At 47.2% G+C, this 20,536-nt stretch carries 21 protein-coding genes; 14 read left to right on the top strand and 7 right to left on the bottom strand.

Annotation, left to right across the window (positions count from 1 at the left end):
* Positions 1-8: 8 nt before the first annotated feature.
* Positions 9-446: an NUDIX hydrolase gene (locus ASG02_RS12675; RefSeq protein WP_056064029.1), complete on the top strand. Its 438-nt coding sequence runs from the start codon at positions 9-11 to the stop codon at positions 444-446.
* A 48-nt stretch (positions 447-494) separates the two neighbouring features.
* Here ASG02_RS12675 and ASG02_RS12670 read toward each other — a convergent pair whose 3' ends face one another.
* Positions 495-842, bottom strand: coding sequence for a hypothetical protein (locus ASG02_RS12670; protein WP_035411302.1), 348 nt, complete (start codon positions 840-842; stop codon positions 495-497).
* Positions 843-1,046: 204 nt separating this feature from the next.
* Between ASG02_RS12670 and ASG02_RS12665 the strand changes: the two genes are divergently transcribed.
* The 6 genes from ASG02_RS12665 to ASG02_RS12640 all read left to right on the top strand — a co-directional run bounded on the left by ASG02_RS12665 (position 1,047) and on the right by ASG02_RS12640 (position 8,965).
* Positions 1,047-3,182, top strand: coding sequence for a (Fe-S)-binding protein (locus tag ASG02_RS12665; protein WP_035411299.1), 2,136 nt, complete (start codon positions 1,047-1,049; stop codon positions 3,180-3,182).
* 154 nt (positions 3,183-3,336) lie between these two features.
* Positions 3,337-3,705: a MerR family transcriptional regulator gene (locus ASG02_RS15905; protein ID WP_035411297.1), complete on the top strand. Its 369-nt coding sequence runs from the start codon at positions 3,337-3,339 to the stop codon at positions 3,703-3,705.
* A gap of 36 nt (positions 3,706-3,741) precedes the next feature.
* Positions 3,742-5,064 (top strand): hemolysin family protein, encoded by a 1,323-nt coding sequence (locus tag ASG02_RS12655; protein WP_056064026.1) that lies wholly within the window; start codon positions 3,742-3,744, stop codon positions 5,062-5,064.
* A gap of 178 nt (positions 5,065-5,242) precedes the next feature.
* The gene (locus tag ASG02_RS12650) at positions 5,243-6,919 is read left to right on the top strand and encodes a LytS/YhcK type 5TM receptor domain-containing protein (protein ID WP_056064023.1); all 1,677 of its coding nucleotides are present in this window, start codon (positions 5,243-5,245) and stop codon (positions 6,917-6,919) included.
* 89 nt (positions 6,920-7,008) lie between these two features.
* Positions 7,009-8,040 carry an aldose epimerase family protein gene (locus ASG02_RS12645; RefSeq protein ID WP_035411287.1) on the top strand — a complete coding sequence of 344 codons (1,032 nt, stop codon included), beginning with the start codon at positions 7,009-7,011 and terminating at the stop codon, positions 8,038-8,040.
* Between the two features lie 70 nt (positions 8,041-8,110).
* Positions 8,111-8,965, top strand: coding sequence for a DegV family protein (locus tag ASG02_RS12640; protein WP_035411284.1), 855 nt, complete (start codon positions 8,111-8,113; stop codon positions 8,963-8,965).
* A 46-nt stretch (positions 8,966-9,011) separates the two neighbouring features.
* Here ASG02_RS12640 and crcB (ASG02_RS12635) read toward each other — a convergent pair whose 3' ends face one another.
* Both crcB (ASG02_RS12635) and crcB (ASG02_RS12630) read right to left on the bottom strand, forming a co-directional pair.
* Positions 9,012-9,362 carry a fluoride efflux transporter CrcB gene (crcB, locus tag ASG02_RS12635; RefSeq protein WP_056064020.1) on the bottom strand — a complete coding sequence of 117 codons (351 nt, stop codon included), beginning with the start codon at positions 9,360-9,362 and terminating at the stop codon, positions 9,012-9,014.
* Positions 9,363-9,761 carry a fluoride efflux transporter CrcB gene (gene crcB / locus ASG02_RS12630; protein WP_056064018.1) on the bottom strand — a complete coding sequence of 133 codons (399 nt, stop codon included), beginning with the start codon at positions 9,759-9,761 and terminating at the stop codon, positions 9,363-9,365. It abuts the gene before it with no gap.
* Between the two features lie 154 nt (positions 9,762-9,915).
* On the opposite strand from crcB (ASG02_RS12630), the gene ASG02_RS12625 reads away from it, so the two are divergent.
* The 3 genes from ASG02_RS12625 to ASG02_RS12615 all read left to right on the top strand — a co-directional run bounded on the left by ASG02_RS12625 (position 9,916) and on the right by ASG02_RS12615 (position 13,187).
* Positions 9,916-11,385 (top strand): methyl-accepting chemotaxis protein, encoded by a 1,470-nt coding sequence (locus tag ASG02_RS12625; RefSeq protein WP_056064015.1) that lies wholly within the window; start codon positions 9,916-9,918, stop codon positions 11,383-11,385.
* Between the two features lie 112 nt (positions 11,386-11,497).
* Complete coding sequence (locus ASG02_RS12620; protein WP_056064012.1) at positions 11,498-12,433, top strand: NADP-dependent oxidoreductase; 936 nt, start codon at positions 11,498-11,500, stop codon at positions 12,431-12,433.
* A gap of 169 nt (positions 12,434-12,602) precedes the next feature.
* Positions 12,603-13,187 carry a DUF4352 domain-containing protein gene (locus ASG02_RS12615; protein WP_052019135.1) on the top strand — a complete coding sequence of 195 codons (585 nt, stop codon included), beginning with the start codon at positions 12,603-12,605 and terminating at the stop codon, positions 13,185-13,187.
* Between the two features lie 51 nt (positions 13,188-13,238).
* Here the strand turns inward: ASG02_RS12615 and ASG02_RS12610 are convergent, their stop codons facing one another.
* Positions 13,239-14,021: a nucleotidyltransferase domain-containing protein gene (locus ASG02_RS12610; protein WP_056064009.1), complete on the bottom strand. Its 783-nt coding sequence runs from the start codon at positions 14,019-14,021 to the stop codon at positions 13,239-13,241.
* 104 nt (positions 14,022-14,125) lie between these two features.
* The gene (locus tag ASG02_RS12605) at positions 14,126-14,476 is read right to left on the bottom strand and encodes a helix-turn-helix domain-containing protein (protein WP_035411270.1); all 351 of its coding nucleotides are present in this window, start codon (positions 14,474-14,476) and stop codon (positions 14,126-14,128) included.
* Positions 14,477-14,597: 121 nt separating this feature from the next.
* Here ASG02_RS12605 and ASG02_RS12600 point away from each other — a divergent pair, with 121 nt between their 5' ends.
* Positions 14,598-15,446, top strand: coding sequence for a VOC family protein (locus ASG02_RS12600; protein WP_035411267.1), 849 nt, complete (start codon positions 14,598-14,600; stop codon positions 15,444-15,446).
* 48 nt (positions 15,447-15,494) lie between these two features.
* Here ASG02_RS12600 and ASG02_RS15530 read toward each other — a convergent pair whose 3' ends face one another.
* A complete protein-coding gene (locus ASG02_RS15530) occupies positions 15,495-16,280 on the bottom strand; it encodes an NUDIX domain-containing protein (protein WP_056064006.1) in 786 nt (261 codons plus the stop codon).
* 272 nt (positions 16,281-16,552) lie between these two features.
* Between ASG02_RS15530 and ASG02_RS12590 the strand changes: the two genes are divergently transcribed.
* From ASG02_RS12590 to ASG02_RS12580, 3 genes are all read left to right on the top strand, one after another.
* Positions 16,553-17,134, top strand: a complete 582-nt coding sequence (locus ASG02_RS12590) for a DedA family protein (RefSeq protein WP_056064004.1) — start codon at positions 16,553-16,555, stop codon at positions 17,132-17,134.
* Positions 17,135-17,408: 274 nt separating this feature from the next.
* A complete protein-coding gene (locus ASG02_RS12585; protein WP_056064001.1) occupies positions 17,409-18,776 on the top strand; it encodes a PepSY domain-containing protein in 1,368 nt (455 codons plus the stop codon).
* Positions 18,769-19,254, top strand: a complete 486-nt coding sequence (locus ASG02_RS12580; RefSeq protein WP_035411256.1) for a FixH family protein — start codon at positions 18,769-18,771, stop codon at positions 19,252-19,254. The genes ASG02_RS12585 and ASG02_RS12580 overlap by 8 nt, the downstream gene beginning before the upstream one ends.
* Positions 19,255-19,311: 57 nt before the next feature.
* Here the strand turns inward: ASG02_RS12580 and ASG02_RS12575 are convergent, their stop codons facing one another.
* Positions 19,312-20,304, bottom strand: a complete 993-nt coding sequence (locus ASG02_RS12575) for a hypothetical protein (RefSeq protein ID WP_056063998.1) — start codon at positions 20,302-20,304, stop codon at positions 19,312-19,314.
* Positions 20,305-20,536: the final 232 nt, after the last annotated feature.

Here is a 20,536-nt window from a genome sequence, read left to right as displayed (position 1 = left end):
GAAGCGTCATGTATCCACTCTATCGAATCATCGTCGCGATCATCCGGAAGGGCGATCAACTGCTCATTGTCAACAATCAATCGGGTCAGGACAATCGGTGGAGCTTACCCGGTGGACAGATTGAAGCTGGGGAGACACTCGAGCAAGCACTTCGTCGTGAGGTTGCTGAGGAGACTGGCTTGGCAGTCACATCATCGTCGTTTGCCTTCTTGACGGAGAACTTCATGCCAACTTATCAAGCGCACAGTCTCGTCACTTATTTTGATTGCGAGGTGAGCGGAGTACTCGATCCGAATGATCCTGATGAAGAAATTAGCGAGACGAAGTGGATCAATCAAAGGGAGCTAACGGAATACATCACAAGTGAGGATGTCCGTCTTCCGTTATATACATACTTAACAGAACAACACAAAGGTTATTATATGTTTGAAGAGATGAAGTGGTAAGCAAAAAGAACGGATCATCCTTATGAAGGAATGTATCCGTTCTTTTGCTTAGAATGCTGCTTCTTGACGAGCAGATGTTTCAGATAATAGACGTGTATGGATTCCGCGTTGTTTCAAAGCTTGTTGGAAGGAGGTGTCGATTGGACGATATCCTTTTTCAATCAACTCGTTTATATAGATTTTATTATAGATGAACGAAAATACGAGACTGACGAGACCTGTTCCAAAGCCTACCGTAGCAGTACCGACGACAAGTGCAAGAACGAGTTGAATCAATCCCCATTTAAAATCGCCTCGGAAAAAAGCTGGGAAAAAGCCGAAAAAGAATGTTGTCCAAGAAAAGCCTACTTTGACTTCTTTGACGAGACCGCTTGGATGTTGAAGAATACCTTGCATAATGAAAACCTCCTGATATGTATATAAATAAAATGACCATATATACGATAACTTACTTTTTATGGATGTGTTTTATTTTTTTGACAGATTAAGTCAATGAATAAGTAAGAAATTTATTTAAAAATTTATGAATGAATAGTCATTCATTATATGCTATACTCATTTCAACACAACTGCTTTAGGGGGAAAGGGGTTTGTTCGAACATGAATACGTTTTTAATCATCAACTGGATTGCCTTCCTACTCGTCATCGGTTATGCAGGCTATCTGTTCACATCACTCGTCAAAAGTCGTTATGCCGCCATTAAACGGGGAAAAAAGGCGGAATGGACGCTGACGAATAAAGAACGACTAGACGCAGTTTTAGTTAACGTCTTTGGTCAAAAGAAACTATTAAAAGATAAGAAAAGTGGCGCCATCCACGTCATGATGTTCTATGGATTCTTACTCGTTCAATTCGGAGCGATTGATTTTATCTGGAAAGGACTTGCCGTCGGTCAGCGTTTTCCGCATGTCCCGCTCGGTCCACTTTATCCATTTTTTACATTCTTTCAAGAGATCGTCATGCTCGTCATCTTGATTGCCGTCGTCTGGGGTTTTTATCGCCGGTATGTCGAGAAGCTCGTCCGTCTGAAGCGAAATTTCTTAGCAGGTCTTGCCTTGATCTTCATCGGTGGCTTGATGGTTGCCGTCCTCTTCGGAAATGGATTCTTCCTTGTCTATGAGAACCACTCGACGCTCGGTGAACCCGTCGCTTCAAGCATTGCGTTCTTATTCGGCTGGGTACCGGAATCGGTCGCTTTCGGATTATTCGTCTTCTTCTGGTGGGCGCATCTTTTGTTCCTACTTAGCTTCATGGTCTACATCCCACAAGGTAAGCATGCGCACTTGATTGCCGGTACAGCAAACGTCTGGCTCGGTCGGACATCGAAGGTTGGTCGTTTGGCACCGATTGATCTATCCGTCATGGAAGAAGCAGAAGACGACGAAGCGGAATTCAGCTTCGGGGTCAATCGGATTGAGGATTTCAATCAAAAGCAACTCGTTGATCTATATGCCTGCGTCGAGTGCGGTCGCTGTACGAACATGTGCCCAGCAAGCGGAACTGGGAAGATGTTGTCACCGATGGATTTGATCGTTAAATTACGGGACCATCTTAATATGAAAACGGCAGCCATCACACAACGTTCGCCATGGGCACCTGCCTTTGCGTTCGAAGGATCGCAAGGTAATCAAATCGCTTCACTGGCTGCAGCCGGACAGATGGATATCGTTCCGGATTCATTGATTGGGAACGTCATTACGGAAGAAGAAATCTGGGCGTGTACGACTTGTCGGAACTGTGAGGATCAGTGTCCGGTCATGAACGAACATGTTGATAAAATCATCGACCTCCGTCGCCATCTCGTCATGATGGAAGGCAAGATGGATCCGGAAATGCAACGGACGATGGCAAACATCGAACGTCAAGGTAATCCGTGGGGGATGAACCGAAAAGAGCGCGAAAACTGGCGGAAAAACCGTGATGAACTCGTCGTTCCGACAGCGAAAGAAAAGAAGAAAGCAGGCGAAGAGTTCGAGTACCTGTTCTGGGTCGGGGCGATGGGATCGTACGATAACCGGAGTCAAAAAATCGCTATGGCGTTTGCGCGTATTCTGAACGAGGCAAATATCTCGTTTGCGATTCTCGGAAACGATGAAAAGAACTCGGGCGATACACCACGTCGAATCGGTAACGAAGTCTTGTTCCAAGAACTCGCGGAAGCAAACATCAAATCATTTGAGAAGTATGGCGTCAAAAAGATCGTCACGATTGATCCGCATGCCTACAATACATTCAAAAATGAGTACCCAGACTTCGGACTCAGTCTGGATGTCGAAGTCTATCACCATACCGAATTGCTCGCTCGTCTGATTGATGAGAAACGCATTACACCGTTACATGAAGTTAAGGAGCGGGTCGTCTATCACGATTCGTGTTACCTCGGTCGATACAATGATATTTACGACGCACCGCGTTATATTCTCGAGAAGATTCCAGGCATCACTCTCGTCGAGACAGAACGTAACCGTGAAAAAGGCATGTGTTGTGGTGCTGGTGGCGGTATGATGTGGCAAGAAGAAAAAGTTGGTGCACGTGTCAACGTCGCGCGGACGGAACAATTGTTGACCGTCCAACCATCCGTCATCGGGTCAGCATGTCCGTACTGTTTGACGATGCTTAGTGACGGTACGAAGGCGAAGGAAGTGGATGAAGCGGTCGCCACGTATGATGTCGTCGAATTATTAGAACGCTCGATCGTTGGTATAGCGGTCGAAGAGCCAATTGCCACAGTTTAAAATTAGAAGTGTATAAACGATTATTCTCGTATCAACGGGAGTAATCGTTTTTTTATTAAAAGCATGACGTTTTACTGTACGGTTTTGACATGATAAAATAAAAGTACTAACTATGGCAAGGAGGTGAGAATCTTTTGGGAAGGCGTTACTTCGAATCGGTCAGGTCGCGGAGACCACCGGCTTATCAAAACGAACGATCGATTACTACACATCACTCGGTCTCTTAACATCAGAGCGTACTGCATCGGGCTACCGTTTGTATGACGAATCGGTCATTCATCAAATCGAAAAGATTGAATATTTGAAGTCTCAACGGCTTTCCCTGCAAGAGATTCTTGCTTCTTTTACGGAACGAGAACAAAAAACAGGAGAGACGATTTATCAGGAAGTACAACAATTACAGACGACGGTTGAAGGACTCGAGCAACGTTTGTTGCAGTCGACGGAAGTCGAAAAACAAGCGATTCGCTTAGAACTGTCCCGGCGTCTGACATTGATTGCTTCTCTGATTGCACAGCTTTAATACAAAACAATGGAGGTGACCCCTGTTTAGGGGATTTTGGATACTATATTATTCATCAATTTATTTTTAGTGGTGTTGTTGATCGTGTTGACGGCGTTCTTCGTCGGATCGGAATTCGCTGTCGTCAAAGTGCGGATGTCGCGTTTGGATCAGATGATCCAGGAAGGCAATAAAAGTGCGGTCCTTGCGAAAAAAATCGCCGGTGATCTTGATTATTACTTGTCTGCCTGTCAGCTCGGTATTACCGTCACGGCACTCGGTCTTGGGGCACTTGGAGAACCGACAGTCGAAAAGATCTTGCATCCGGTCTTCGATGACTTCGGGATCTCTGCTGCTGTTTCAACACTCTTGTCGTTTGGTATCGCATTTGTATCCGTAACGTTCTTACACGTCGTCATCGGCGAACTTGCTCCGAAGACACTCGCGATTCAGTATGCAGAACGCATGACATTGTTATTTGCTCGTCCGCTGTATGTGTTCGGGAAGATCATGTATCCGTTCATCTGGTTACTCAACGGTTCAGCACGCCTGTTCCTCGGTCTGTTCGGTGTCAAACCAGCAGGACATGAACAAGCCCACTCAGAAGATGAATTGAAAATCATCATGGCGCAAAGTTTCCAAAGTGGTGAAATCAATCAGACGGAACTTGCTCTCATGCAGAACGTCTTCGCCTTTGACGAGCATATTGTCAAAGACTTAATGGTTCCACGAATGCGGATGGAGACGATCTCGGAACGTTTGACGAAGAATGAACTGATGGAAATCTTCATGGATAATCCGTATACGCGTTATCCGGTCACAGAAGAGAACGATAAAGACCGGATTCTTGGATACGTCAACGTCAAGGAAGTCTTGACGGATTTTGCGAACGGGAACGAACATCCGGTGACACATTACGTCAAGGAACTACCGGTCGTTTCTGAAGTAACATCACTTCAGGACACATTGCGGAAGATGAAACGGACCCGGACACACCTCGTACTCGTCGTCGATGAATATGGTGGAACAGCAGGACTCGTCTCGATGGAAGACTTACTCGAAGAAATCGTCGGCGAAATCCGTGATGAATTCGATGCAGATGAAGTCGAAGAAATCGAACAAATCAAATCTGACGAATTTTTACTGGACGGTACTGTATTACTCGTGGATTTAGAAGAACGTTTCAACATTCGATTTACGAACGTCGAGGACGTGGATACGATCGGCGGCTGGATTCAGATGCACAACATTGATCTTCAACCCGGTGAGCACATCGATACACCAGACTTTTCGGTTGAAGTAATGGAGATGGAGAACTATCAAATCAATCGCGTCAAGATTTGGTTGCATCCAGCTGAACAAGTAGAAGCAGAAGGATAAGATGGTCGGTTCCTCATCGAGGAGCCGATTTTTTTATATCACATCAGTCAAAAAATTAAGAACTTGCGGATTGTGTGAACTTTCAGCGGTCATGATAGGAGAATGATGGAGTGAGCGGGAATGTAATCTACAACTACCGTATTGTCGATTCGCGTCCTATGAAACGAGGAGGTATTCCGTGCTTGATCAGATTCCATTCTTACTGAGTCGTTTAGGTATGTTAGCACTGTTAGCCTTTCTATTATCCCAGTGGCGCATTTCTCGATACATATTCAAGATGGACCGCGGGATGAATGTACCACTTCTTTTAGCATTCGTATCATCTGGTATTTTAATGAACTATGCGGGAATCGTGCTTTCGAATGATACAACGATCGATCCGTTACTCGGGTTATCCGTCAAAAAGGATGCTTTATTACTTGATACACGTTTAGCAGTCATCGTGACGAGCGGTCTGATCGGTGGACCAATCGTCGGTGGGATCACAGGATGTCTAGTCGGGTTGCACCGCTATTTACTCGGTTCTCTAGGGGCAGAAGCAGGTTGGATCATTGCGATGGTAGCTGGGCTCGTGAGTGGATGGTACCGGAAACGTTGGCGTTTACGGGATGACTATGCCTTGATTCCACCAGTCGGCATCGTCTTAGCCGCATTGTTCTTTGAAAGTGGAATCACGTTGTTGCTGGCTCCAGACACGACGCAGGCACTTGATTTAATCAGTCATGCGGTATTTCCGCTATTGTTCGCGAACACATGTGGTGTCGTCCTGTTTATCATGATTTTACGAACGCAACTTCGACTCGAAGGTGATCTCTTCGTCCGACAAACGGAGCGTTCTGATCGGTTATTACAAGCGTTGCAACCCTTACGAAAGCAGGGGTTGACGTCAGAAGTCGCCCGACAAATCGGAGCGACATTATTAAAGGAGACGAAAATGCAACGTGTCGTCTTGCTCGGAGCGACGGAAGTCGTCATTGATATGACGGAACAGCAACCTGCTGTCTGTGGCGAACAACCGAGACGTGAGGAACAACAATGGATTGAGGCAGAAGAACCCGTCCGACAGGAAGATGAACTGACGGGACAGATTCTAAGCTTTCATCCAATACGCATCAACGGTCAAAAGGCGGGTGTCATCTGTTATTTCTCGAAAGATCTATTTGACGATACGGTCGAGCGAATGACGGAACAACTTGTCCGTTTATTAGCACGAGAGTTATACATGCACCGAGAAGAGCAGTTGCTCCGATTAAGCGGTAGAAAGATGAAACCTATGTTACACGTCAGTTATCTCAAAGGTATCATCGAAGAAATTCAGCGGACAGCCGATCCCGGAACTCCTGTAAAACATCAATTGAATGCGTTGCTTCAACTTTTGACGACAGCGACGCGGCACGATGAACATCCACTGCGTGAGGAACTAGCGACGCTAAAAGCTTATCTATCGCTCGAAGGTACACGCCGCCGTCCGAATCAATTGACATCCGCTGATATCACGGTCGATCTCGACATCGAGACTTCCGTTGAGGAATACTTCGTTTTCCCGTTCCTCGTGACACAGCTTGTCGATAATGCACTACGTCACGCGTTCGTAAAGGCAGGACGGCATCACCGGATTGATGTCCGCGCCTTTAAGTCGACGACGGGTTGGGTCATCGAAGTCGCAGACAATGGGCAAGGAATGCCGCTTGCTGTGATGCAACAACTGGATCAAAAAGAATCAGGTGATTCGAATCTGTTCTTGATTCGACGCGCACTGGAGGTGACATATGGTCCGGCTGCGTCACTACGCGTCTATTCCATTATCCATCAAGGAACACGAATCGAAGTCCGGCTACCTTTTCCATCGCCTTGACGACAGTGGCACTTTGCTACTGTTGTTTTTTTGTGTTGCTTCAAGGGTAAATAGGAAAACAGCAAAACGTATTGTACAGGAGGAAGCAGATGATGATTACGACAACAGAAGTGGGTCAACTAGGAGATCAGTACTTGTTACGGTTCACGTTAGAGAATGTTCATGGACATAGTGTCGATATCTTGAACCGAGGCGCAAAAATTCTTGCGATACGGGTTCCAGATCAGCAAGGGATGATTGAAAACGTCGTACTCGCATTTGATGACCTGTCAGAATACCAGGATGATCCACACCATTTAGGCGCAACGATCGGACGTGTCGGAGGACGAATCGCGAACGGAGCGTTCGCGCTCGAAGGAATGACGTATGTACTTGAACAAAATGAAGGCGAGCATCATCTTCACGGGGGAAGCGAGAATTGGGCGAACCGGATGTTCACGCACGAAATCAACGATGACCGACTCGTCCTACGATTAGATAGTCCGAATGGAGAGAACGGCTACCCAGGTCACTTATCGTTTGAGTTGACCTTCGAATGGACAGACGAGAACGTCCTGCATGTTCATTATGAAGCGGAGACGACGGCCTCGACACCGTTCAGTCCGACGAATCATACGTACTTCAATTTGACGGGTGAGGCGAAGACGACAATCGAACAGCACGTCCTGCGAATGGACGCCCCTTTTTATATTCCGTTGACGAAAGATGCCGTACCGACCGGTGACATTCTCCCGGTAACAGACACCGTTTTTGATTTTCTCGATGCCCGTTTTCTACATGAAGTCACACACGCACCAGACGAACAACTTCGTCAAGCGGGTAGCGGGGTGGATCATCCCTTCCTGCTTAGAGAAGGTGGGGAAATCGTTCTTGACGAACCAATCAGCGGGCGGCGGTTACGGGTCGTAACCGACCAACCGGGGGTCGTCGTCTACACGGCCAATCACTTGTCAGGCGAGTTCACGATTTGTGGAAGACGGGCAACGCCGTACCTGGGCATCTGTTTTGAGACACAAGGGCTGCCGGATGCGATCAATCAACCAGATTTCCCTTCCGTTGTCTTGCGTGCCGGTGAGCACTATCATAAGCGTACATCGTTTCATTTTCAGATGATGTCATGAGGTATCTCGCGATTTCCACTCCTGTATATGGTAGGATAGAGCGAGAAGAATCTAACGGAGGCTAAGGAAAATGACTAAAATTGCATGGGTGACCGATAGTATGGCCTATTTCACGAAAGAAGAGGCGGAAGCGATCGGCGTCAATGTCGTGCCGATTCAAATTTTACTTGGTGATACGGCGTATCAAGAGAATGCCATTACGGTCGAGCGTCTGTTTCGTGCCCTGGATGCGGACAAAAAGCTGATTGCAAAAACTTCACAACCGATCTTTGGTGAGTTCGTCGGGACATACGAACGGCTAAAAGAAGAAGGATATGACTGCGCGATTGCAGTACATTGTACGAATGGCTTATCAAGTACCGTTCAAAGCTCAGCATCAGCAGCGGAAGCGGCAAGCTTCCCGGTTCATATCATCGATTCCCATACCGCGTTCGAAAACCAACAGGAATTCATTCGTTACGGAATGGAACTTGAGGCACAGGGGAAATCGGTCGAAGAAATCGTTGCGGCGTTACAAGCATTGACGAAAAAGACCCATTTTTATATGATCGTCGGTAATATGGAGACGATGCGTCGCGGTGGACGTGTCTCGTCAGGAGACCTGTTCCTTGCGAACTTACTCAGCATCAAACCGATCATCACGACGGATGAAGCGGGAAAAGTCGTACCATTCAAAAAAGCGCGTTCTCTTAAGAAAGCCTACATCGAGATGGTCAAACAAATCGATGAGTCGATGCGTCAACACACGTTCTATAAGAACCGGATATATGTTGCGACGACGATGGCACCCGAAATGGCAGCAGAACTGCGCCAACAGGTCGCAGCGAAATTCCCGGATCTGACGATTCTTGAAGGCACGTTCGGACCGGCAATTGGGACACATGCCGGAGCAGAGACGGTCGGTCTGTTCTGGATGAATGATTAAAATTACATGTAAGAGGCGATGGATTTTTCCATCGCCTCTTTTTTAATCAAGCGGTCAAGGTGATACCGAAAAAGGCAGCGAGGATTCCGAATCCATAACTGCATATCAAGTAGAAGGCGAGTACTTTACGGTTTCCATCTTGTAAAAGCTGTAACGTTTCAATCTTGAACGTCGAGAACGTCGTAAACGACCCGAGAAAGCCAGTACCAAGCAGTAACGTCCAAGTCGTATCGAGATGTGCACCGATGACGAGACCAAGCAAAAATGAGCCGAGTACGTTAATGAGGAATGTGGCTAGTGGGAATTCATGTTTCCACATCGTCTTGATCCATTGACTGACAGCAAAACGACTGATGGCTCCACAAAAAGCACCGATGGCGAGGGCGAGTAATGTCATTCAGTCACGTCCTTTCGTCACGTGACGCAGTCGTCTTGTCCCAAGCGCGTAACCGAGATAAGACAGGAACAGACCACCAAATAAGCTAACGAGCACGTAGAGAAGCGCATCCGCTAAATGACGTTCGTTAAATAAGGTCACAGTCTCGACGCTGAATGTCGAAAATGTCGTGAATGAGCCGATGAAGCCCGTTCCAATAGCTGTAATCGCATATTGATGCAAGAGTTTCGTTCGAAATAGGAAGTGTGTCGCATAGCCGAGCAGAAAGCTACCGATCAAGTTGATCGCAAGCGTGGGCCACGGAAACGGACCGGTCGTAAAGTCGCCAATCAGCAGTCCAAGTCCATAACGTGCAGAGGCACCGAGAACACCTGCGAGACCTACGAGTACATAGAGCATAGGAATCCTCTTTTCTGAAAAAAGTCTACGTTAAACGTACTCCCGCTCTCAAGAAAGCGTCAAGAAAAAAAGTCATCCGAGGGACTTAACGATTGAATTCTTTCTGCCGATGAACAATTGTATGACTTTACTATGATGAAGGAGTTTGAACAAGATGGTATCTGCCCTCGAGCAACAAAGTACAAAGATTTTATCCCGTCTGATTGCAACGTTGATTACAATTGCGCATCCGTTGATTTTCGTATTTGCCCAAATGAATTACGTTCCCATCAGTGTGTTCTATCAGTTTTTAGTCGGTGGTCTGATCTTGACGGTCGCGTTGCTGGTCGGCAACCGCCTCCTCGGACATCGTCCGAGTGGGAAATATGTTCAAGTGACATTAACGTATCTCGTCCTCGCCTTGGTTTTGACGACATTACCGTCCCCAAGTATCTGGACGATTGCTTATCTTTATTTGACGATTTCGATCGTCTATTTGATTCCGCGTCTCGTCGTTTTGGCTGGGATCTTCGGACTACTTGAAATGGCGTTATTCACAGCCAACGGTACGATTGTTTTTACGAACACATTTGACTTGATCGTCGCATATGTCATCTACTTGATGATCTTCTCAGCGGCTGTCTTCGTTGCCGTCTTCGGACGGAACGTCATGCTGGCAGTCCGCCAAGAACAGGAACGGTCGGAAGCTTACGCGGCAACATCGCAAGTCGCCCTTGAGCAAACGGCAGCAACGGCAACGGAAGTGACGACGTTCACAGAAGAAATGAGTGAGACGGTCGACGCGGCGAAGGATTCCTTCAGTCAGGTCGATCTAGCGATGCAACAGCTGGCAAGTGAAGCGGCAGGCAGCGTCCAAGCGATTCGTGAAATCCGTCAACTGAACGAACAACAAGTTAACCGGATGCAAGAGGTAACGGTATCAGTCGACCGTGCGCTCGAGCGGAGTTCGTCATCGCGGACAACAGCTGAACAAAGCAGGCAGACGATCGGTCTTGCCGGACAATCGCTGCAACAATTGACGACGAGCATGGATGAGTCGGTCACGTCGTTCGGACAGCTTGCTGGGCGTTTCCAGGAGATCGTCGCTATCACGTCGAGTATTAACGCGATTGCGACGCAAACGAATCTGCTTAGTCTTAACGCGTCGATCGAAGCGGCTCGCGCGGGCGAGTTCGGAAAAGGTTTTACGGTCGTTGCGCAAGAAATTCGTAATCTATCATCACAGACGGCAGAAGCGTCGAAGGAAATCAATACGATCATTGAACGTGTTGAGCAGGATGTTACGCAAACCGGAAACTCGATTCATGCCAGTACGACCTTGTTACGTGAGCAGGAAGAACGGATGGCAGAGAGTCAATTGGCGCTACAGACGATTGAGATGAATACAACGGAAGTCGTCGGTTCGATCCAGTCGGCGCAGACTCAGTTCGCGACGATGACAAGTAGTCTTACTGCTATCACGACAGCAACCAGTCAACTCGACACGTTCATGAATGCCTTGCTCGCGCAAAGTGAGTCATTATCAGGTCTGACACGTCATCAAGTCGGACAGGTCATGGAACTGCAACAGGCGATTCATGCCTTGAACGAGACGGCGTCTACCCTTCAGCAAACGAATCGTTAACGAAACAGCTCCTCATTGATCAGTGGGGAGCTGTTGTCTATTCTCAGACTGTTTGTTGGTGGAACGGACGGGGAAGAAGATAGGGAATGATTATCGAAGGAGGAGTCAACGGATGAAAGCAGCTTACATTGAACAGTATGGTGGATCGGAACAATTTAAGATCGGAGAACTGGAAAAGCCGGTCATCGGACCAGATGATGTTTTAATTGAAGTCTATGCCGCGAGCGTAAATCCGGTCGACTGGAAGTTACGAGAGGGGTACTTGCGTCAGATGTTGAGCTACGAAATGCCGCTCGTTATCGGTTGGGATGTTGCTGGCGTGATTCAGGAAGTCGGAGAAAACGTCTCGGATCTTCAAGTCGGGGACGCCGTCTTCAGTCGTCCAGAAATCGCTCGTCAAGGGACCTATGCGGAGTATGTCGCAGTTGATGCACATCTTGTCGTGAAAAAACCAGAATCGCTCAGTTTCGCAGAAGCAGCGTCCCTTCCGCTCGTCTCGCATACAGCGTGGCAGGTCATGTTCGAAGTGATGGATGCGAAGCCAGGTGACCGGATCTTCATTGGTGCCGGATCAGGGGGCGTCGGAACGGTTGCGATCCAACTTGCGAAAGCGAACGGGTTGTACGTCATTACGTCGACGAGTACAAAAAACGTCGATTGGGTAAAAGCACTTGGAGCCGACGAAGTCATCGACTACAAACAAGAAAATCCAGCCGACCGTGTCCGGGACGTCGATTTTGTCTTTGACACGATGGGCGGAGACAAGCAAGGAGAGCTCTATCAGATGCTGAAACCAAATGGGATGCTTGTTTCGATTTCCACACCACCCGATGAGGAGCAAGCGAAACAACACAATGCCCGTTCGGCCTACGTCTTCATGCAACCGACCGGTGAGCGTTTGCAACATATCGCTAAAGCCGTCGAGCGAGGCGAATTGCAGCCTGTCGTCGATCGAATCTTTGATCTCGACCACATCAAGGAAGCGCACGATTATGGCGAAGAAGGGCATGCGAAAGGAAAAATCGTCATCCGGGTCAAAGGAGAATAAGGAGAAAAGAGCGCTGAAATCAGCGCTCTTTTTTTGTGTCCTGTCAATCTATTTTTCATACCTAAAACAAAAAATAACCTGGTTAAAAAAGTGTGAAGGATAAGGGGTTGCTTCTTCCTATACTAGGGCTATTAGAAGTGAGTCAGCCATATTAAAAGGAGGAAGTAACATGAAAAAAGGATTGAAGTGGGCAGGAATCATCGTAATCGGAGCAGTCATCCTTGGAAATCTAGGAGATGATGAAGAACAAGTGGCACCAGAGAAAAAAGTAGAGGTCGAACAAGAAGCAGTCAAATCAGAAGCAAAACCAGTGAAAGCAAAAGCAGCGGCGAAGCCGGTCAAGAAAACCTATGGCATCAAGGATCAGGTAAAGGTCGGGAAATTGACGTATGTCGCCAATGACGTCAAGATGGTCGACACGTTATCGAATGTCCTTGGCGAAAAGAAAACATCAGGACAATTCTTAGTCATCGGTCTGACGATTCTAAATGGAGATAAGGAAGAGCGCTTCGTCGATAGCAACATGTTTAAAGTCAATGTCGGCGATACCGAGTATTCAGCCGATACGGAACTCGATCTCTATGCGAATGAAGACGGCATGGGCTTCTTCCTAGAGACGATCAACCCGAATATCGAAAAAACCGGCAACATCGTCTTTGAATTACCGAAACAGGTCAAAAATCCGAAGCTTGAAGTCTCATCCGGTTTTGGCTGGGCAGGTGGACAATCAAAAGAGATTCAATTGACACGATGATAGGTGAGCAGACAAAGGAGTAGCAGGCAAATGCCTGCTACTCCTTTGTTGTTATCGTTTTACTTGTTGCATCGATAGTTCATGCGTTAATCGATCGAGTAAGTCGAGTGTTTCGGGATGCGTGACGAGCGTCCGATTGAGTGTCTTCCGTTCAGTCTCTAGACATGCCAGATAACGTTGAGCCGCTTCAGCATGCGTTGCGGGTGTCAAGACTTCATAGATTGATTCAAGAGAAAGGCGTGGACCGTCAGGCAATGTCGTCGGAATCGTCTTTAATCCGAGCTGCGCCCGATCTGGAGTATGGTGATGAAGCAAGACTTTCGCGAACTTGATCAAGGCGCTCCGGAGCATCTCGACTGCCCATAAGTCGTTTCCCCGTGCCGCTGCTTTTTTGTATTGGAACAAGAACCAGACGGCATCAATCGCTTCATCGGTCGCTTCTTGTGCGGAAAGCGTCAAGTCGCAAGTATCCGTAAAGTCCGTCAATTGCTGTTTTGGATCGTACAGGACACGCAATTGATCCTTATGGTTTAGCGAATCAAGTGTCACCGTGAATAAATCGATATGTAACAAATCATCATAGACGACGATCATCTGTGGTGCGATGATGTCGATCTCATCTTTCCAGATGATGGGGCGATAAACAGAGAGGTGGGACAGTCGACGTGATAAAAATTTCGTTTGGCGTTCTTCCGAGACGAGACAGTACAGATCGATATCTGAATGAACGTCTTCTTCTCCTCGTCCGAAGGATCCTTTCAAGAAGATGGCTTCGACTGCAGGATCTTGTTTGAGCCGAGCAACGAGTTGCTCGATTGCATGGAGTTGATGCATGAGGACTCATTCCTTTCCGAAAACAGAAGTCTATTAGGTTAGTATACGGGGGAATAGACAGTTTATTCCATACAAAAATGAGAAATCACATCGAAATGGATTTCTCATTGGGAGGCCGAAGCTACTTTTTCTTTATTTTCAAGATGAATGACGTGCTGTTCGCCCCATGCATTGATGGCGTCAAGAACCGGGATAAGTGTCCGACCGTAATCCGTCAGCGAATACTCAACGCGTGGCGGGACTTCTTGGTAAATCTCGCGATGCACGATATCGTTTAGTTCGAGCTCGCGCAATTGAGCTGTCAGCATCTTTTGCGTAATGTTCGGCAATTGTCGTTTCAATTCACTGAAGCGGAGCGTTCCGTGTGTGATCAAGACGAGTAAAATCGACGGTTTCCATTTTCCGGTCAAGATTTCGAGTGCGGTCTCGACTCGACAGCTTGGTGTCTCTTCCATCGGTCTTCCTCCTTCATGGTATCGTTTAGGATACTATACCACTTATTCGTGCCTACTTCCGCTTCCATCACTTCCGCGTAATAATAGAGGTACAAGCTATTTCATTGAAGGAGGAAACAACATGTCGATTCACCCACAGATTACACTCGGTCCCGTTCGTTTACGCGTCACCGATCTTGACCGTTCCGTTTCATTTTATACAGCATCCCTCGGATTACGTATACTGACACAAACGGATCAGCTAACGGTTCTTGGCGCACAAGGTACACCACTCGTTGAGCTCGAAGTTCATCCGAATGCCCGCCGTTTCCCACCGAACTCGGTTGCCGGGTTATACCATTTTGCGATTTTGCTACCGAACCGAAAAGAACTCGGTTTCGTCATCCGCAATTTGATCGAACAAGGGATTGAGATTGGTCAAGGTGACCATCTTGTCAGTGAAGCCTTTTATCTATCGGATCCGGATGGGAACGGGATCGAGATTTATGCCGATCGTCCACGTGAGACATGGACGTATGAAGCAAATGGAGATGTTAAGATGACGACCGATCCTGTCGATTGGCAAAGTATGCTCGTCGAAGCTGGAGAAGAAGACTGGTATGGTATGCCGGCCGAGACGGTCATGGGACATGTCCATTTCCACGTCAAGACACTCGAAGCAGCGCGGACATTTTATGTCGACACGCTCGGCTTTGAGGTTGCGGCTGACGCTTCGCGGATGCGTGCGTTGTTCGTCGCTGCTGGCGGTTACCATCATCACATCGGTCTGAACGTCTGGTCGGGAGTTGACGCACCGACGAATCCGGAAGATGCGGTCGGACTTGTCTACTGGACGCTGCGTTATCCGGATCAAGCGACGCTCCGAGCAGCAATCGAGACGTTGAAGTCTTCTGCGTATACCGTTACGGATCAAGCAGATGCTGTCTATGTCACCGATGATGCTGGAATCACTGCTCGATTGACAACATAACTGAAAAAATCCCTTTGCAGAGAAAAATCTGCAAGGGGATTTTTTGTTTTATCGTGAAGATGACGTTGCATTACCGTCATACCGGCTGATCAGCTCATACGGTCTGACTTTATATAAGGCATGCGGGAAGTAGTGCGGATCCATGGCATCAAGCGTCCGCAACTGGAAATGATCCCGTTTGATGTATTCACTCAGCGAGTCACGTGTCAGTGGGAAGAAGCCGACATCTGTTGTTTCGCCTTCTTGTGTCGTAAGTTCACCACCGACCGCTTTCCCGCGGAAGCAGACACAAAGGACGTGACTCGAGACGTTTTGATAGATACCGGTAATTCCATCGATTGTGACATCAATCCCGGTTTCTTCTTTGACTTCTCGTTTGATCGCGTCAAGAATCGACTCATGATTTTCGACTTGTCCACCCGGCATCTCATACGTATCACCCCGGTGGAGGTTGCGAACGAGCAGGACTTCACCGGCATCGTTTGTGATGTACGCGGTCACACTGACGATGGCACGAGGAGGAGCGTACGTACCGGTCGCCGTCATGAAGTCTTCATACGACTTGATATAGAGATTTTTGCCGAGTCGGGCACGTTTTTTCATCGCTTCACGGCGTAAGGCACTGTTTCGGACATCACGATCGACTTGTTCGTAATGTTCACGGTCGCGGTATTCCCAGATAGCGATAACTTCATCTTCTGCTTCCGTCACCCAGCGACCAACGAGACGGGCACCATGACTGACTTGAAGCGGATACAGGTAGGTATGAAAAAACTCAGTGAATTCTTCTAGGCGTTCGGGACGAATCGTATAGGTCTTCCGGCGATGCAACATGGAAATTCCTCCTATCAGATGAGCGTTCGGATGTACGTTATACCCCTTCTCGAACGGATGAAGGAAACCCTTTTTCTCGATGTGGGAAAAGGATGTTTTATTAAACGATTGCGTATACATGTCATCCGGTCTAAGTGACTTTAAATCATCGATGATGATCTCTTTTGATCAGAAAAGTATAACTAAAGAAGAACTTAAGAAATGGATAGGGCTCAACTTCAGAAAAATCGGGGATACTGAATATAGAGAGAAACAGAAAGTAGGGATACGTGATGGATATCATGGCACTCGTCCGCCTGGCTGGCGGAATCATGTTCACCCCATTGTCGGACGATGTCTTGATGATGGGTTTTGCAGCACTTCGATTACGAGAGGGGATGTACCCGGTCGTCATCTGGCTGACCGCTTGGCCGGTCTTCTTCATCGCCTTTACGTGGTTTTATCTACTTGCTCGGTTCTTCCGTGAGATTCCGCTCGTCAAACGCTGGATGAAATCACGTTTCTTAGAACGAGCAGAAGCAATCATAGAACGACGCGGGTTATGGGCAATCGGACTATCGTTCTTCTTACCCGGCGTCAGACATCCGATTCATTATGTCGCCGGACTTCTCGGTTATCCGTTACCGCGTTATTTAGTGATGACGTTCTTAGCAGCAGGCGTCTATACAGGACTGTGGACATTCATCATCATTCGAATCGGAGAAGCTGTGACGTGGTCGGAACTGTGGAACTGGCTACAGGTGAATCCTGGTGTCATTGGATCAATCATCGTGATCCTCATTGGAGCAGCGGTCATCGGAATCGTCCATCATCATCGTCAAAAGCAAGCGTTAGAAGAAGAGTCCTCGATGTAAATCACATATAAAACGGCGAATCCGATAATGGATTCGCTTTTTAGGTTAAAGTTTGGTTTTATGAATAAGGATAGTTTTTTGAAATAAGAAGTAATCTACAAAAAAAGTGAAATCATTGTCAAAAAATGACGCACATCACTTCTTAAAAGCTACCTGATTTACACACTGGATTGGCAATTTATCGTCACAAGCCAGTGCGTGGAAATGGATTGTAACCGCTTATACTAAAAGGTGTTCACAGAGTGGACATATTTTCTGTCGAAGGAGGATACATATGAATCTCATGCAGACGGAAGAGACGGTCAAAAAAGCACCGACTTCTTCTGCTTACCGGACGATTTGGCGGTGGCACTTTTATGCTGGTATCATTTTTGCACCGTTCCTCGTCATGCTTGCCGTGACAGGATCGATCTATCTATTTAAGCCGCAAATCGAAAACGTCCTGTATCAATCGTATTATGAAGTTACACCAAAAGCGGATCGCATCACGGCGACAGAACAAATCAATCGCGTCAAAGCGAAGTATCCCGACGCGCTCGTTACGTCATACCGACCGGGTGAATCGGACGATCGATCCAGTGAAGTGAACATCTCGTCACCTAAGATGTCGGCGACAGTCTTCGTCAATCCGTACTCCGGGAAAATCATCGGAACATTATCGGACGACGATCGAATCATGAACAAAATTGAAGAAATTCATGGAGAACTGATGGCAGGAACGACCGGTGACCGGATTGTCGAACTCGTTGCCTGTTGGGCAATCGTCTTGATCGTGACAGGATTATTCTTATGGTTCCCACGCAAGCAAAAGGGACTGTCAGGTGTTTTGTTCCCGCGTCTTCGTCAAGGTAAGAAGTTATTCCGTCGTGATCTTCACGCGGTTCCTGCATTTTGGATTACAGCAGGAATGTTATTCCTCATCCTGACAGGTCTCCCATGGTCCGGTTTCTGGGGAACGAACTTCCAGTCACTCGTCACGAACCAAGGACTGGGCTATCCACCGTCCATCTGGGGTGGGGAGGCACCGACTTCAACGCTTCAAACGAAAGATATCGCAGAAGTCCCGTGGGCCGCTGAAACACTTGATGTCCCTCAGTCGAAAGTCGAAGGAGCCGTTCCGGCTTCGATCGATGACATCGTTGCGATCGGCAAGCAACAGGGAATGGACCCAAGCTTTAAAATCAGCATCCCGAGTGATCCGAGTGGAGTCTACACCCTGTCCGCGTATCCCGCAAAGGCACAGGATGAAGCAACGATCCATCTCGATCAATATTCCGGTGCTGTCCTCGCTGACTATCGCTATGACAATTATGGCGTCGTCGGGAAGATCGTCGCGACCGGAATCACGCTTCACAAAGGAACGGAATTCGGCTGGTTCAACCAATTGATCAGCCTATTGATTTGTCTTGGGATCATTCTCGTAGCAGTCAGTGGTTTCTATCTGTGGTTGAAGCGAAAACCAAGTAAGGGGATGGGGGCACCAAAAGGTCCGAAAGCATTCATGTTGAAAGGATTCCTCGCTGTGCTTGTTGTGCTGGGAATTGTCTTCCCACTTGTCGGACTCTCGTTGCTCGTCGTCTGGTTACTCGATTTCCTCGTCATTCGTCGTATTCCGAGTGTAAGGAGGTTCTTCAATGCGTAAATCGATGCAAACATTCGTGCTTGGTGGACTGCTCGTCACGACGACGAGTCTTGCCGGCTGCGCCGTTGATTCTGATGCGGCGGAGCAGTACGCAGTCGTTCATCCGTTATCGATCAAAATGAATATCCCAAAAGACGTACAACCGGACGCAAAGAAAAAGCAAACGTTCGAAGCGACGGTTTGGCGTGAAGCGAAACCGGCTCAAAAAGTCGACTATGTCCACTTCGAAATCTGGAAAGCAGACGGAACAGTCCGCTATAGTATGGAACCGGCAGAAGAGACGAAGCCGGGTGTCTACACGATTGCGAAGACATTACCGAAATCCGGCTTGTATTATGTCAAAGCGCATGCGAGCAGTGAAGGTGCGATGATCATGCCGACACGGCAATTCATCGTCGGAAAACTGTCGGCGCAGGATTTAAAAATCTTACAAGGTGGAGCAAAACCCGCTGGTGGAAGTAGCGGTCACCATCATTAATAGGAGTATGAAAAAAGAGAGAGCGGAATTTTCCGTTCTCTCTTTGTGTATTGAGGATCAATCATCATCACCGTGACCACCATGATCATCGGAATCGTCATCGCCTTCATCCCCAGAATCATCCGATGCACCATCGTCATCCGCGTGTTCATCTTCCGATTCAAGCTCTTGTCCATTGTAGAACTTGACTTGGAATTGTAATGTTTTAATGTTTGGCAATTGAAGTGCCTGAGCTACTAACGTTAATAATTCCTCTTCCGTCATCGATGGCGTGACGAGAAGGCGGTCTTTTAACGTCGCGACATCAGTGATGCCAATCTCATCTTTAAAACGGAGTTCTTTCCGTTGGTGTTCATTACTGTAGCGCCACTCGAACTTTTTCTTATTCGTATCCGTCACTTTGATCATGATTCGTTTAAGTTCTTGGTTATTTTGAACACCGTCTTGATCCGTATCTTCCTGATCGTCTCGAGTTCCATCCTGATCGCTGTCTGCTTTGGTTGGATCAGAACCAAGTTCGAATTCGTCTTCATTCAGAAGCGTATCTTGATCGCGGTCTTCTTCATTGTCTGTGATGCCATCACGGTCTGAATCCTTTTTCAATGGTTGCGTACCGACGATGAACTCTTCGCGTGTCGTCAATCGATCTTGATCTTGGTCTTCTTTATCATCAGAAATACCATCTTGATCGGAATCCTTCTTCAACGGATTCAGATGCGCTGTGTATTCTTGTTGATTCGTAAGTAAGTCGCGGTCCGCATCCTCTTTCCCATCCTTGATTCCATCGCGATCGGAATCCGATTTTGTAGGGTTGAGGCGAAGTTGATACTCTTGAGTATTCGTTAGACCGTCGCGATCGTGATCTTTTGTTGCGACTTGTTTTCCATATCCCAAATGATATTGTTTTTGCCAAGCATCTGGAATCCCGTTTTTGTCTCGATCGACTTGCATGACAGGTTTCTTCTTCGCTTTACTTTTTGCTTCGACAGGTCCAACTGCTTGCGAGACGACGAGCGAAGCAAGTAATGCGCTAATGACGATCCGTTTCATGAGTCCACTCCTGTTCTGAATAATAAATAAAAGATATGGTGATAAGAAGATTTTAATGAAATCGTTAGAAAATAAGTTGTTTATTTCTTGAAATGAGTAAATAAAAACTAAAAAATAATTAGAGTAATGAACGGAGGTATTTCGACCAAAAAAATATTTTAAATAAAAAATGTAAAAAGATAAAACCATTTATGAACTCCATACGTTATCTATGTGAAGTCTAAAAAATTAA

It is taken from the genome of Exiguobacterium sp. Leaf196 (assembly GCF_001423965.1).
Lineage (GTDB): Bacteria > Bacillota > Bacilli > Exiguobacteriales > Exiguobacteriaceae > Exiguobacterium_A.
The sequence above is the reverse complement of the archived record's forward strand: the minus strand, read 5'-3'. Positions and strand labels throughout refer to the sequence as shown.

What these genes read in the sequence shown, in the direction of transcription:
- ASG02_RS12675 (WP_056064029.1), top strand. Translation starts at nt 9, where the DNA reads ATGTATCCACTCTATCGAATCATCGTCGCGATCATCCGGAAGGGCGAT.
- ASG02_RS12670 (WP_035411302.1), bottom strand. Translation starts at nt 842, where the DNA reads ATGCAAGGTATTCTTCAACATCCAAGCGGTCTCGTCAAAGAAGTCAAA.
- ASG02_RS12665 (WP_035411299.1), top strand. Translation starts at nt 1,047, where the DNA reads ATGAATACGTTTTTAATCATCAACTGGATTGCCTTCCTACTCGTCATC.
- ASG02_RS12645 (WP_035411287.1), top strand. Translation starts at nt 7,009, where the DNA reads ATGATGATTACGACAACAGAAGTGGGTCAACTAGGAGATCAGTACTTG.
- ASG02_RS12640 (WP_035411284.1), top strand. Translation starts at nt 8,111, where the DNA reads ATGACTAAAATTGCATGGGTGACCGATAGTATGGCCTATTTCACGAAA.
- crcB (WP_056064020.1), bottom strand. Translation starts at nt 9,362, where the DNA reads ATGACATTACTCGCCCTCGCCATCGGTGCTTTTTGTGGAGCCATCAGT.
- crcB (WP_056064018.1), bottom strand. Translation starts at nt 9,761, where the DNA reads ATGCTCTATGTACTCGTAGGTCTCGCAGGTGTTCTCGGTGCCTCTGCA.
- ASG02_RS12625 (WP_056064015.1), top strand. Translation starts at nt 9,916, where the DNA reads ATGGTATCTGCCCTCGAGCAACAAAGTACAAAGATTTTATCCCGTCTG.
- ASG02_RS12620 (WP_056064012.1), top strand. Translation starts at nt 11,498, where the DNA reads ATGAAAGCAGCTTACATTGAACAGTATGGTGGATCGGAACAATTTAAG.
- ASG02_RS12615 (WP_052019135.1), top strand. Translation starts at nt 12,603, where the DNA reads ATGAAAAAAGGATTGAAGTGGGCAGGAATCATCGTAATCGGAGCAGTC.
- ASG02_RS12610 (WP_056064009.1), bottom strand. Translation starts at nt 14,021, where the DNA reads ATGCATCAACTCCATGCAATCGAGCAACTCGTTGCTCGGCTCAAACAA.
- ASG02_RS12605 (WP_035411270.1), bottom strand. Translation starts at nt 14,476, where the DNA reads ATGGAAGAGACACCAAGCTGTCGAGTCGAGACCGCACTCGAAATCTTG.
- ASG02_RS12600 (WP_035411267.1), top strand. Translation starts at nt 14,598, where the DNA reads ATGTCGATTCACCCACAGATTACACTCGGTCCCGTTCGTTTACGCGTC.
- ASG02_RS15530 (WP_056064006.1), bottom strand. Translation starts at nt 16,280, where the DNA reads ATGTTGCATCGCCGGAAGACCTATACGATTCGTCCCGAACGCCTAGAA.
- ASG02_RS12590 (WP_056064004.1), top strand. Translation starts at nt 16,553, where the DNA reads ATGGATATCATGGCACTCGTCCGCCTGGCTGGCGGAATCATGTTCACC.
- ASG02_RS12585 (WP_056064001.1), top strand. Translation starts at nt 17,409, where the DNA reads ATGAATCTCATGCAGACGGAAGAGACGGTCAAAAAAGCACCGACTTCT.
- ASG02_RS12580 (WP_035411256.1), top strand. Translation starts at nt 18,769, where the DNA reads ATGCGTAAATCGATGCAAACATTCGTGCTTGGTGGACTGCTCGTCACG.
- ASG02_RS12575 (WP_056063998.1), bottom strand. Translation starts at nt 20,304, where the DNA reads ATGAAACGGATCGTCATTAGCGCATTACTTGCTTCGCTCGTCGTCTCG.